The organism is Campylobacter sp. IFREMER_LSEM_CL2127 (genome assembly GCF_025771745.1).
GTDB lineage: Bacteria > Campylobacterota > Campylobacteria > Campylobacterales > Campylobacteraceae > Campylobacter_D.
Genome location: NZ_JAKMQV010000018.1, coordinates 1 through 12,715, shown reverse-complemented (window position 1 = coordinate 12,715; position 12,715 = coordinate 1). Strand labels below are relative to the sequence as shown.

The following is a 12,715-nucleotide window of genomic DNA, read 5'->3' as shown; positions in this document are numbered from 1 at the left end:
TGTAGTGATAACTGCAATAGGTTTTAAATTTTTGGCTATAGTAAATCTAACTAAAATTAATGCAATGATTATGGCTATTAGTGCGATAATAACTTGTTGGAATAAAACTTTATTAACAGCATCAGTGTATACAGATTCGTCTGTAATAGAACAAACTATATATTTAGGATTTAAAGTTTGATTACAAGTAATGACTTGAGTTTTACCCGCTTCATCTTTAGCATAAAACAAAGTCTCTTCTTTGCTTGGATCAATTAAATCAGGATTTTCCTTAATAGCATTTGCTATATTAATACTTAAGTCATTTTTTGTAAGCATTCTATCTTTGTCTTCGTGAAATACAATAGTTCCATCTTTGTCATATACACCTGCATAAGAGCTATCAGAGTGACCTATAGATAATACATCTTTGGAAAAAGTATGTAAATTATAATCACCTCCAACTACAGCTATTAATTTATTGTTTTTATATACAGGCGCAGCATAAGAAATGGTTATGGAGTCATCTTCGATACTTTTATAAGGATCAGAAACGGTAAGTTTTTTAGCATTTTTTGATTCTTGATACCATGATCTGGTTCTTGCATCAAAATTTGTGCTTTCTGGACTTCTTATAACTCTATTAGATTGATATAAACTACCATCATCTTCAAAGCCAATATATGTTACATCAAATCCACCAGCTGATCTTATTGATTCTAAAACATCAAAAAGCTCATTTGCATTTGGTTTTGGATTTTTTTCAATGAATATTGCAATCGATGCAATAGCCGATCTTTTGCTATTAGAATATATCTTGTATGCTTCATTAACATCAAACATAGTTTTCTTTTGAATTTCTTCAAGATAATAGCTAGTACTGTCTTTAGATTGATAATAGTTGATTACATTTACAACTATCAATATAGCAGCTATTAAAAAACAAGCTATTATTGTTAACTTATTAGATAAGTTGTTAAATTTAAACATTTTTACCCCTTATGTTGTTTTCTAAAGTTTATTTTACTTATAAAATATTTATAAAAAAATAAATTTTTAAGATGGAAACTATCTAAAAGGTGACAAAAAAAGAAGTTTTTATATATCTTTAAGCTTTAATAGATATAATTTCAATTTTACATGCGGGAATAGCTCAGGGGTAGAGCACAACCTTGCCAAGGTTGGGGTCGCGAGTTCGAATCTCGTTTCCCGCTCCATTATCACCCGCCCGGGTGGTGGAATTGGTAGACACAAGGGACTTAAAATCCCTCGGAATTTTTCTTCCGTGCCGGTTCAAGTCCGGCCTCGGGCACCACTTTTTGGTAACTCAAGGCGACATAGCCAAGCGGTAAGGCATGGGCCTGCAAAGCCTTGATCTCCGGTTCGAATCCGGATGTCGCCTCCAATGCGATGTTAACACTTGATATTTTTATTCTTTCGGGAGATGGCTGAGTGGTCGAAAGCGGCGGTCTTGAAAACCGTTGAGGGTCACACCTCCAGGGGTTCGAATCCCTTTCTCCCGGCCACTTTAACATAATTTTTCATATTTTTGTTTTCACATTTAAAAGATATTTCTTAATTTCTCTAAGAAATTAAGAAAATTATTCTAAGTCTAAAACCCCGCCTTTGCTAGCATTGCTTACAAGCTTTTGATACATTTTAAGCCATCTTAAATTTATTTGTTTATTTGGCATTTTAAAGTTTGCTTTGCGTTTGGTGATTTCATCTTGGTTTAAATTTGCATTGATACTGTAATTATCCACATCAATTTCTATCTCATCACCATCTTCCAAAAGCGCTATAAGCCCACCTTCTGCAGCTTCAGGAGAAATGTGGCCTATACTAAGCCCTCTTGTAGCTCCGCTAAAACGACCATCTGTTATAAGTGCTACTTTAGCACCAAGTCCCATGCCTGTGAGCAATGAAGTTGGACTAAGCATTTCTTGCATGCCAGGTCCACCTTTTGGTCCTTCATAGCGTATCACACACACATCACCTTCTTTAACTTTACCTTTTATAATACCTTTAATGGCTTCTTCTTGAGAATTAAAACAAACCGCTTTACCTTTGAATTTACGCTCACCCATAATACCTGCAGTTTTTATCACACAGCCTTGCTCTGCTAAATTTCCAAAAAGTATAGCAAGCCCACCTACATTTGAATAGGCATTGTCTATTTTTCTTATAATATTTTCATCTTTAATGCTAGCATTCTCAATGCGTTCTTTTAAAGTTTTTCCACTAATATCTAGAGTATCAAGTTCTAAAATATGACCAGGTTTTTTAGCTATTTCAGCCATTACTGCACTTACTCCACCTGCTTTATGTATATCTTCCATATAAACAGTATTTAAAGATGGAGCAATTTTGGCTATATGAGCCACATTAGCACTGATGTGATTGAGTTCTTTTATATCCAAATTTACACCTGCTTCATAAGCAATGGCAAGCATATGTAAGATAGTATTTGAGCTTCCACCCATAGCCATATCAACAACTAAAGCATTATTAATGGACTTTTTAGTAATGATATTGCGAATTTTAAAACGCTCATCTAGGGCAATCTCGCAAATTCTACGCGCAGCCTTTCTTAAAAGCTCTTCTCTTTCTTTGCTAAGTGCTAAAATAGTTCCATTTCCTTCAAGCGCTATGCCCATAGCTTCACATAAAGTATTCATAGAATTTGCAGTAAACATACCCGAGCAAGATCCACCGCTAGGGCAAGCTTTACATTCTATATCTTTTAAATCCTCTTCATTGATTTTTTTAGCCTCATAAGCTCCCACTGCTTCAAAAACAGAACTTAGACTGATTTTTTCTCCGTGTTTATTTACTCCTGCTCGCATAGGCCCACCGCTCACAAAAATAGTCGGCACATTAACTCTTAAAGCCCCCATGAGCATACCTGGAGTGATTTTATCACAATTTGGGATACAAATTAGTGCATCAAGTTGGTGTGCATTCATCACTGTTTCAATAGAGTTTGCAATGATTTCACGACTTGGCAAAGAATAAAGCATACCATCATGCCCCATAGCAATGCCATCATCTACACCTATAGTATTAAATTCAAAAGGAATGCAACCATTTTTGCGGATTTCATCTTTAATGATTTTTGCATATTCATTTAAGAAAAAATGTCCTGGGATGATATCTATATAGCTATTTGCAACACCTATAAAAGGTTTGTCAAAATCCTCATCATTTAAGCCACATGCTCTAAGTAAAGAGCGATTTGGTGCTTTTAAATGTCCTTTTTTGATCGCGTCACTTCTCATTTGTATCCTTTTTTAAAGTAAAAACTATCATTTTATGCTTTTATTTTGCAATTTTTGCTTAAATTTTTTAAACTTAAATGGTATTTTAAAGAAAATTATTTAAAATGTGCAATTATTTTGATTTAAGGAATGTAATGCTTTTAACTAATCCGGTATTTATAGGCGTTGTATTAATGACGCTTTTGTGTTTTTTTAGGTTTAATGTTTTGCTTAGTGTTTTGCTTTCTGGGCTTTTTGTAGGCGTTTGGTCTAAATTTATGCATATAGAGCATTTAACTTTGATGGAGTTTTTTACCCAACTTCCACAAGCTATGATGGATTCTATGAAAGTTTTAATTGACGGTATGCAAGGAAATTTACAAACAGCACTAAGTTATATTTTACTTGGAGCGGTGGCTGCTGCTATATCAAAAACCAATCTAACAGCATATTTGATTAAAATAGTTTCGCATTATATTTCACATAAAAAATACTTACTTATACTTTCTTTGGCATTTATTGCTTGTTTTTCACAAAATTTAATCCCTATCCATGTGGCTTTTGTGCCTTTATTGATCCCACCTTTGTTAAAGCTTTTTAATAAATTAAAAATAGACCGTAGATCCATAGCTTGTGCGCTAACCTTTGGACTTACAACTCCTTATATGGTAGTGCCTTTAGGTTTTGGGCTTATTTTTCAAACTTTGCTTGTGGATAATTTAAATTCAAATGGAGTGCAAATTAGCCTAGGAGAAGTTTCTCAAACTATGGCTTTTGCGGCTATTTGTATGCTAGTTGGTTTATTTTTGGCTGTGTTTGTATTTTATGCTAAACCAAGAGAATATCAAGAAGAGCAAATTGCTAAAATGGACTTTGAAAATCTAAAAATGAGTAAAAAAGAATGGGGTGTTTTAGCTGGTCTTGTGCTGACTTTGATTTTGCAAATTTTAACGCATAATTTACCTTTATCAGGGCTTTTAGGTTTTGTATTAATGGTGGTTTTAGGTGGAGTAGAGTATAACAAAGTTAATCTAGTCTTTGATGATGGGCTTAAAATCATGGGTTATATAGCCTTTGTAATGCTTGTTGCTTCAGGGTATGGAGAGGTTTTAAAGCAAAGTGGGGGTATAGCTGAGCTTGTAAAAACAAGCGTGCCTTTTATGGAGCAAAGTCACTTTTTGGCTATTTTTATCATGCTAGCCATAGGTCTTTTAATCACCATAGGTATAGGCAGTTCTTTTGGTACTATTCCTATCATCGCTGCCTTATTTTGCCCTATATGTATAGAGCTTGGTTTTTCACCTGCTGCGATTATTTTTATCATCGGTGTTGCTGGAGCTTTAGGTGATGCAGGATCGCCTGCTAGTGAGACGACTTTGGGGGTGAGTGTAGGGCTTAATGCAGATAAGCAAGGTGATCACATCAAAGATACTTGTATACCAACCTTTTTATGTTTTAATGGCTCTTTGCTTATCTTAGGTAGTGTTATAGCATTTTGTTTGCTTTAATACATTAGCAAAATTCCGCTTGAGAGTCTGCTTGAAGATTTATTATACTCAATAAGACTCTCACCGTATCCATTAAAATACTGAGTGTAAATATATAAGCCATTGTTAGAGATTTTATAAGCTCCGCTTATTTCCACTGCGCCGCGGTTATTAGCAAAATTTAAATTATTGCGCCATAAGATATTGATAAAATAATCATCTTGAGTATAAGCAAGATTGATATCAAAATTACCCAAATATTTTTCTATATCAGGATTATCATCCTCTGAGCTTTTTTCAGGAATTCTTAGCCAAACCCTAGGTATGAACACAAAGTCCCCAAAAAACCATGCATTGCTTAGATAAATTCTATTCCAAGATCTTGATTTTGGGTCATCTTGCCCGTTTGATTCGTGTAATAAACCAACGCGTACATTTTTTAAATTTTCAAAAGCTCCATGCCCACTTACAGGAAAATTGATGAAAAATTCAGGCAAATAATTAGTCTCCCTAAAAGGTGATGAATGCTCATAAAGCTGCCACCACGAAATTTGTGTATAAGCTATGTTGTAACTTTCATTTAAACCCAAAAGATTTTCAAAAAGAGTTTTTTTAAGACTTACTTGAAATTTAGTTTCAGTGCTTTTATAATTTCTTTTGCTAAAACTATAAGAAACAGGCATAAAATAACTAAGATTATGCGTGCTAATACCAAAAGGATTATATGATTTTTCTGTGCCAAGGTAATTTGCTAAAGCTTCGCTTCTTGGGTTAAAATCATCTATTTTATGTTCTTTTGTTGCATTTTGCTCATTGTTAAGAGAAAGTTCTAAATTTTTTGTTTTTACTGTATCTTTTAAAGCTAAGCTTTTATAAATTTGCATAGCCTTTTTATACTCACCTTGTCTTTCATATTCTAAGGCTTGATTGATTAAATCTTCATTTGCTAAAGCGCTAAAAGCGCATAGTATGGGTAGAATTGTCTTTTTCATGAAGCCACTTTTTGTATTCGTTAAAATAATTTAAATTTGTAAACTCATTTTCATTTTTAAAATCTATAAATTCTGCTTTCATTGTATCACAAAAAAGAGCTAGTTTGTGGTTATTTTCTTGTAAAAATTGCAAAGTTTTTTCAAAATTTCTACCATGATAAAATCCACATAAATAATGCTTGTGTTTTTTTGTGCTTGCTAAGAGTATATTTTGTGATTTTAGATGATGAAAAAGTTTGAAAATACTTTCTTTGCTTATGTTTGGAGTATCCACGCTAAGGATAAATACATAGGTGTTTTGAAAATGTTTGAGTATGGAATTTAAGGCAACGAGTGGGGAGTAGTTGTTTAAATCCTCATCTAAAATAAGTGCTAAGTTTTTTTGATGAAATTTATCTTTTTTAGCGCTAATAAAAACTTGATTAAAAATTCTTGACATTTTTTCATATTGATAAAGAGTTAAGTTTTTATCATCTACTTGTAATAAGCTTTTATCTTCTCCCATGCGTGAAGACTTTCCGCCGCATAAAATCACGCAAGGATAGGGAATTTTTTCACTCATAAAAACCTCATAAATTCATCAAAATATTTTATAATACATTTATGAAATATACAGATTTAATACAAATAAAAGATTATTTTAAACAATTTCAAAGGCTAAATTATCTCAAACGTCTTGATGATAATATCTTAGAGCTTAGCTTAGATCATCAAGCTTTTATACTAGATTTAACACGCGGAAAAAGTGGAATTTACCAAGATAAGCTCCAAGCAAAAGTCTATAACGCACCTTTTGATTTTATGTTAAAAAAATACTTCTCTAATGCAAAGATTTTAAATTTAGAAGTATTAGAAAATAATAGAATTTTATCTTTTGAAGTTTTATCAAACAAATCTTACAAAGCTTATGGGGCTAAGATTTATTTTGAATTTACAGGAAAAAACACTAATGTAATCATCACAGACACTAATGATATTATCATAGAAGCTTTGCGTCATATAGATAAAAGTTATCGTATTGTAAAAATAGGCGAAAAACTCCAAGCTTTAAAAGCTTATGAGATTAAAGAAGAATTTGTAAAGATTGATGATTTTAATGTGTATTTTAAAGAAAGTGCTAAAAAGTTACAACAAGATCGCTTAAAAGATATAAAAGAAAATAAACTTTTAAATGTAGATAAAAAAATCTTTACTCTTAAAGAGAGTATAGAAAATTTAGAGCAAGAAAGTAATTTATTAAAAAAAGCTCAAGAATTAAGCCAAAAAGCAGATGTTTTATTTGCTAATTTAAATTCTTTAAAAGATTATCAAAGAGAATTTATTTTGCAAGATTTTAATGCAAATGAACTTGCTTTTAAACTCGAAGATACACCTAAAAACAGTGCAAATAAATTTTACAAAATGGCTAAAAAGCTAAAACAAAAGGCTAAAAATATCAATATAGAAAGAGAAATTTTAAGTGAAAAACTTGATTTTTTAATCAACTTAAAAGACTTAATTGCTAAAAGCACTTCTTTGCGAGAATTAGAAGTTTTAATGCCTAAAAAAAGCAAAAAAACCAAAAAAGAAGAGTTAAACGCAGGGGTTAGTAGCTTTTATTTTGATGAGTTTAAAATCAGCGTAGGACGCAATGAAAAAGCTAATGAATACTTGTTAAAAATAGCTAAAAAAGATGATATTTGGCTACATGTAAAAGATTATCCTAGTGCACATGTGATCATCACTTCAAATAAATTAAAAATAAGTCAATTAGTGCTAGAATTTGCAGCAAAACTTTGTGTGGAATTTTCCAAGCTAAGCTCTGGAGCTTATTTGGTCGATTATACGAGTAAGAATTTTGTTAAGGTTAGAGAAAAGGCTTTTGTAAATTATACAAATTATAAGACTATAAGCATTTTAAAGGAGTGAATATGCCTATAAGTCCCATAGGTGGCGTTAATTATGCTAACCAAAATGCACCGGTACATTCAGCACAAGTAAGCAATGAGCTAGCAAAAGATTCTTTTGCGACTTTAGTGAATATGAGTGAGTTTCAAGCAAAAGAAAAAACAGTTGAAAAACTTGAAAAAGTCAATCAAACTCACGAAGTAAGCGATGAGGTAAAAGAAAGACAAGAGGAAGAAAAAAAGCATTCTAAACATCATCAAGAACAAGAGCAAGAAGATGAAGATGAACAAGAAGAGCAAGAAGTAGTTAAAAAAAGCTCTCATTTGCTTGATTTAAGTATATAGAAAGGATAAAAATGTTTTCAAAGACAAGAATTCTTAGTGCTATTGTGATGATAGCTGTGATAGCTGTTGTTGCTTTAGTGGATAATTTTTTGATTAATTTTGCTATTTTTGGTGTTTTATTGTTTTTGGTATTTAATGAAGCAAAAGCTATGTTTAAAAGCAAACACGCAAGTGCTTTTGTGGCTTTGTGTATTTTTGCAATAGGAGTATTTTTAGATAAGCCTTTCTTTATAGGTCTTATGGCTTTGATTTTGATTTTGGGATATTTAGTTTATAAAAAAAGTGAAAATTTAAATGAGCTTATGCCTTATATATATCCTACTTTACCTATTTTAATGCTTTATCAAGTATTAAGCTATGAGGGTATGTTTGTATTGTTTTGGCTTATAGTGATTGTTGTTGCTTGTGATAGTGGGGCGTATTTTATAGGAAAACTCATTGGTGAGAGAGCTTTTTCTCCAACAAGTCCAAATAAAACTCTAGAAGGTGTAGTAGGTGGCATAGTTTGTGCAGGGATTTTAGGAACTATCATAGGCTCTTTTGAATTTAGCTTAGTAAAAAGTATTTATATATCTTTAATCGTAGCTATTTTTGCTGTGATAGGGGATTTGCTTGAGAGCTATTTTAAAAGACAAGCAGGCGTTAAAGATAGTGGTAATTTAATCCCAGGGCATGGGGGAGTTCTAGATAGAATTGATGCTGTTATCATTGCAGCATTTGCAATGGCAACTTTGGTATGATTGTACTTGGAAGCACGGGAAGTATAGGGGTTAATACTCTTTTTATTGCTAAAGAAAAAAACATAAGCATAGAAGCTTTATCTTGTGGTAAAAACATCAAGCTTTTAAATGAGCAAATAGCTCTTTTTAAGCCTAAATTTGTATGTATCCAAGATGAAAAAGATAAAACCTTGGTTGATCATGATAAGATTTTTTGCGGCCAAGAAGGCTTAAAAGCGATGATAGCTGAGTGTAAAAGCACTTTGGTGGTAAATGCTATAGTGGGTTTTGCAGGGTTAAGCTCAAGTCTTATGGTGCAAAAGCTTGGTAAAACTTTAGCCTTGGCAAATAAAGAAAGCCTAGTAGTAGCAGGGAAATTTTTTGACACTTCTAAGATTAAAGCCATAGATAGCGAACACGCAGCACTGAAGTGTTTGATAGATAAAAGAAAAGATATTAAAAAGCTTTTCATCACAGCAAGTGGCGGAGCCTTTTATAATTATAAAATCAAAGATTTAAAAAATGTCAGCGTAAAAGAAGCTCTTAAGCACCCCAACTGGAGCATGGGAGCTAAGATCACCATAGATAGTGCTAGTATGTGCAATAAGCTTTTTGAAATCATCGAAGCTTATCATCTTTATGGCATTAAGCAAATAGATGCTTTGATAGAAAGAAAATCTTTAGTGCATGCTTTGTGCGAGTTTAAAGATGGTGGTATAAGTGCGTATTTTTCTCATGCAAATATGCGTTTATCTATAGCTCAAGCGATTTTAGATGAGCATGATCAAAGCTTTATAGAAAATTTAGATTTGTTAACTATGCCAAGTTTAAAATTTGAAAAAATTAGTTTAAAAAAATATCCTATATTTTCACTCAAAGATGAACTTTTGAAAGAGCCTGACTTGGGCGTAATTATAAATAGTGCAAATGAGTGTATGGTGTATCAATTTTTAGCTCATAAAGCGCAGTTTTTAGATATCGCTAAAGGAATTTTCAAAGCACTAGATCATTTTGGTGTGCCAAAGATTAACCAAATTGAAGATGTTTTTGAGTACGATAAGCAAGTAAGGCTTTATTTAGATAAGGAAATGAAGTGAGATATTTTTTAAGTGTTTTGATTTTTATAAATGCGGTTTTTGCTTTAGATTTTAGTGTGAAAGAAAATGGAAAAAGCTTAGATGATAATAACACAGTTTTAATCCTTGGAGGTATACAAGGAGATGAGCCAGGTGGGTTTCATGCTGCTAGTTTGCTTTTGAGTGATTATAATATCACCAAAGGTAAAATCATCGTTGCACCAAATTTGGCTTTTGAAAGTATTATTGCAAGAAATAGGGGAAATTTTGGAGATTTAAATAGAAAATTTGCCCATATAGATGAAAGCGATCCTGATTTTCACACCATAGAGCGTATAAAAAAGCTTATTTTAGACCCTGAAGTTAATATGGTCATAAATTTACATGATGGAAGTGGCTTTTATAGACCACAATATGAAAGCAAAGATAAAAATCCAAACCGCTGGGGCAATACTAGCATTATCGATCAAAGCGAGGTAAATTCTACTAAATATGCAGACTTAGAAAACATAGCTAAAGAAGCGGTGGAAAATATCAATAAAGCCTTAGTAAAAGAAGAACATCAATATCATTTAAAAAACACCAAAACCCAAGAAAGTAATGACAAAGATATGTTAAAGGCTTTAACTTATTTTGTAGTGTCAAATCACAAAGCAGCCTTTGCTAATGAAGCGAGCAAAAATTTACCAACACATTTAAGAGTGTATTATCATCTTTTGGCGGTGGAGTATTATCTAAAAAAGGCAAATATAGAATTTCAAAGAACTTTTGAGCTAACTCCAAATGGGGTTTATAGAGCCATTGAAAAGCCTTTGGAGGTAAGACTTTTTAATGATAAAATTTTACTTTATCTTGACAAACCTACTAATGCCATAAATTTCTTGCCTTTCCCTGTTAATCAAGCTTTAAATTATGAAGCAAGCAATGAAATTACAGCGGTGATTTCAAATGCTAGTTCATACTCAGTCAATTACGGAAATCGCTTGCAAACAAGATTATATCCTGAATACTTTGAGTTTTCAAATGCGCTAGATTGTGTTGAAATGATAGTAGATGGAAAAAATATACAAACAAATTTTGCTCAAAAAATCATGGTAAAAAATAGCTTTAAAATTCCTTCTATTGTAGGTGTAAGGGTTAATGTCATAGGTTTTGATAGGGGTAATGATGAAAGCGGTATAGAAATAAGTAAAAATCAAATGCAAAGTCGTTATTCTTTAGATAAAAAAAGAAAAATTTATAGAGTGGAATTTTATGAGTTAAAAAATGCAAATTTAGCCGATCAAGCCTTAGAAAAAAAGACAAATTTTAAAGAAATCAAAAAAGTAAACATACCTGCAAAAGCCATAGAAAAAGCAGAGCAAAAGGACAAATTTATTGGTATGATTTTAGTGGAATTTCAATGAAAAGTTTAATTCTTTCCATAGAAAGCTCGTGTGATGATAGTTCTATTGCTATCATAGATAAAAACAACTTTGAATGCATTTTCCATACAAAAATTTCTCAAGAAAATGCTCATAGTGTCTATGGTGGAGTAGTGCCTGAGCTTGCAGCAAGATTGCACAGTGAAGCCTTACCTAAAATCTTAGAAAAATGCCAAAAATACTTTGATAAGCTTTGTGCCATAGCAGTTACAAATGAACCTGGTCTTAGTGTGAGTTTGATAGGTGGGGTTGCTATGGCTAAAATGCTTGCTATTAGTCTAAATTTACCACTTATAGCGATTAATCATCTAAAAGGACATATTTATTCTATGTTTTTAGATAAAAAAGCTAGTTTTGATATGGGTGTGTTGCTTGTAAGTGGTGGGCATACTATGGTACTTTTTATCGATAAGCAAGGTAAAATCACAGAACTAGCAAGAACAAATGATGATAGCTTTGGAGAAAGTTTTGATAAAGTAGCAAAAATGATGGAGCTTGGTTATCCTGGCGGGGCTATTATAGAAAATTTAGCTAAAAATGTAAAAGAAAGTGATTTAGAATTTAGCATACCTTTGCTTCATTCTAAAGACTTAGCTTATAGTTTTTCAGGACTTAAAAACCAAGTGCGTTTGGAAATTTTAAAAGAAGAGCTAAGCTTAGAGCGTAAAAGCAAAATAGCCTTTGCATTTCAAAAAGCAGCCATAGCGCATATTTTAAACAAGTTAGAAAAAATTTTTAAAGAGTATAAATTTAAGCGTTTTGGTATAGTAGGTGGAGCTAGTGCAAATTTAAACCTAAGAAGTCAAATAGAGCATTTATGCCAAAGCTATCAATGTGAACTTTTGCTAGCTCCGCTTGAGTATTGTTCAGATAATGCTTTGATGATAGCAAGGGCAGCTTGTGAGGCTTATGAGCGTAAAGAATTTGTAAGTATTGAAAATGATCTTATAAGCCCTAAGGTGAAAAATTTACAAGGTGTATTATGAAAAAGGCTTTTACTATTATAGAACTTGTGTTTGTGGTGATTATACTCGGGGTTTTAGCAGCAGTTGCTCTGCCAAAATTTAGCGCGAGTAAAGATGAAGCAAGTACAGCTCAAGCTTTAGGAAATTTAAAAACTTTTATCAATGATGTAAGTTCTTATGTGTTAAAAAATGAAAATCTTTCAAGTATAGCTTTGATGAGTAATGTAGCAAATATAAAAAATGAAGATTTATCAAATTTGCAAAATTCCACCAAAGAACTTGATTTTAGTGTGGGAAATGACGAGCAGTGTTTTAAGGTGCTTTTTGTAGATAAAGAAAGCATTTTGCTTTTAGCACTTATGGTAGATAATGCTCAAAAAAGTAAAGTCCAAAATATAGCAGATTTAAAAAATCAAGCTTTGAAAGATCCTAAAAATCAAAGTATAAAAACTCAACTAGATGAGGCTTTAAATGCTTTTAGTCAAAGTGAATTTGCAAGCACTTCAAAGTCTAAGGCTTGTCAAAGTTTAATCCACTCTAAAGCTTTTAAAGACTTAGCTACTAGGGTATATTTTTTAAGTGGTG

General features: G+C 32.1%; 12 protein-coding genes and 4 tRNA genes. 12 read left to right on the top strand and 4 right to left on the bottom strand.

What is annotated here, in order from left to right:
* A partial coding sequence (locus L8V77_RS07520; protein ID WP_263707383.1) for a cache domain-containing protein occupies positions 1-969 on the bottom strand: 969 nt, incomplete at its 3' end.
* A gap of 152 nt (positions 970-1,121) precedes the next feature.
* Here L8V77_RS07520 and L8V77_RS07515 point away from each other — a divergent pair.
* The 4 genes from L8V77_RS07515 (at position 1,122) to L8V77_RS07500 (ending at position 1,505) form a co-directional block, all read left to right on the top strand.
* Positions 1,122-1,196, top strand: a tRNA-Gly gene (locus L8V77_RS07515).
* Positions 1,197-1,205: 9 nt separating this feature from the next.
* Positions 1,206-1,294: transfer RNA gene (locus L8V77_RS07510), tRNA-Leu, on the top strand.
* 16 nt (positions 1,295-1,310) lie between these two features.
* Positions 1,311-1,384 (top strand) — tRNA-Cys (locus L8V77_RS07505).
* Between the two features lie 33 nt (positions 1,385-1,417).
* Positions 1,418-1,505: transfer RNA gene (locus tag L8V77_RS07500), tRNA-Ser, on the top strand.
* A gap of 75 nt (positions 1,506-1,580) precedes the next feature.
* On the opposite strand, the gene ilvD is transcribed toward L8V77_RS07500, so the two are convergent.
* Positions 1,581-3,257 (bottom strand): dihydroxy-acid dehydratase, encoded by a 1,677-nt coding sequence (gene ilvD, locus L8V77_RS07495; protein WP_263707382.1) that lies wholly within the window; start codon positions 3,255-3,257, stop codon positions 1,581-1,583.
* A gap of 134 nt (positions 3,258-3,391) precedes the next feature.
* Between ilvD and L8V77_RS07490 the strand changes: the two genes are divergently transcribed.
* The gene (locus L8V77_RS07490) at positions 3,392-4,744 is read left to right on the top strand and encodes a Na+/H+ antiporter NhaC family protein (RefSeq protein ID WP_412175149.1); all 1,353 of its coding nucleotides are present in this window, start codon (positions 3,392-3,394) and stop codon (positions 4,742-4,744) included.
* Here L8V77_RS07490 and L8V77_RS07485 read toward each other — a convergent pair.
* Positions 4,741-5,715: a phospholipase A gene (locus L8V77_RS07485; protein ID WP_263707381.1), complete on the bottom strand. Its 975-nt coding sequence runs from the start codon at positions 5,713-5,715 to the stop codon at positions 4,741-4,743. The genes L8V77_RS07490 and L8V77_RS07485 overlap by 4 nt on opposite strands.
* Entirely contained in the window at positions 5,678-6,277 is a 600-nt protein-coding gene (locus tag L8V77_RS07480) for an NTP transferase domain-containing protein (RefSeq protein WP_263707380.1), read from the bottom strand. Before L8V77_RS07480 ends, L8V77_RS07485 begins: the two co-directional genes overlap by 38 nt.
* Before the next feature lie 41 nt (positions 6,278-6,318).
* Between L8V77_RS07480 and L8V77_RS07475 the strand changes: the two genes are divergently transcribed.
* From L8V77_RS07475 to L8V77_RS07445, 7 genes are all read left to right on the top strand, one after another.
* Entirely contained in the window at positions 6,319-7,623 is a 1,305-nt protein-coding gene (locus L8V77_RS07475; RefSeq protein ID WP_263707379.1) for an NFACT RNA binding domain-containing protein, read from the top strand.
* 2 nt (positions 7,624-7,625) lie between these two features.
* Positions 7,626-7,946 (top strand): hypothetical protein, encoded by a 321-nt coding sequence (locus L8V77_RS07470; protein ID WP_263707378.1) that lies wholly within the window; start codon positions 7,626-7,628, stop codon positions 7,944-7,946.
* Positions 7,947-7,957: 11 nt separating this feature from the next.
* On the top strand, positions 7,958-8,686 hold the full coding sequence (locus tag L8V77_RS07465) for a phosphatidate cytidylyltransferase (RefSeq protein WP_263707377.1): 729 nt from the start codon (positions 7,958-7,960) through the stop codon (positions 8,684-8,686).
* Positions 8,683-9,762, top strand: coding sequence for a 1-deoxy-D-xylulose-5-phosphate reductoisomerase (dxr, locus tag L8V77_RS07460; protein ID WP_263707376.1), 1,080 nt, complete (start codon positions 8,683-8,685; stop codon positions 9,760-9,762). Before L8V77_RS07465 ends, dxr begins: the two co-directional genes overlap by 4 nt.
* Positions 9,759-11,147 carry a M99 family carboxypeptidase catalytic domain-containing protein gene (locus L8V77_RS07455; protein WP_263707375.1) on the top strand — a complete coding sequence of 463 codons (1,389 nt, stop codon included), beginning with the start codon at positions 9,759-9,761 and terminating at the stop codon, positions 11,145-11,147. Before dxr ends, L8V77_RS07455 begins: the two co-directional genes overlap by 4 nt.
* The gene (tsaD, locus tag L8V77_RS07450; protein ID WP_263707374.1) at positions 11,144-12,151 is read left to right on the top strand and encodes a tRNA (adenosine(37)-N6)-threonylcarbamoyltransferase complex transferase subunit TsaD; all 1,008 of its coding nucleotides are present in this window, start codon (positions 11,144-11,146) and stop codon (positions 12,149-12,151) included. The genes L8V77_RS07455 and tsaD overlap by 4 nt, the downstream gene beginning before the upstream one ends.
* Positions 12,148-12,715 (top strand): prepilin-type N-terminal cleavage/methylation domain-containing protein (locus L8V77_RS07445; RefSeq protein WP_318529538.1); only part of this gene is annotated, 568 nt, incomplete at its 3' end. The genes tsaD and L8V77_RS07445, both read left to right, overlap by 4 nt.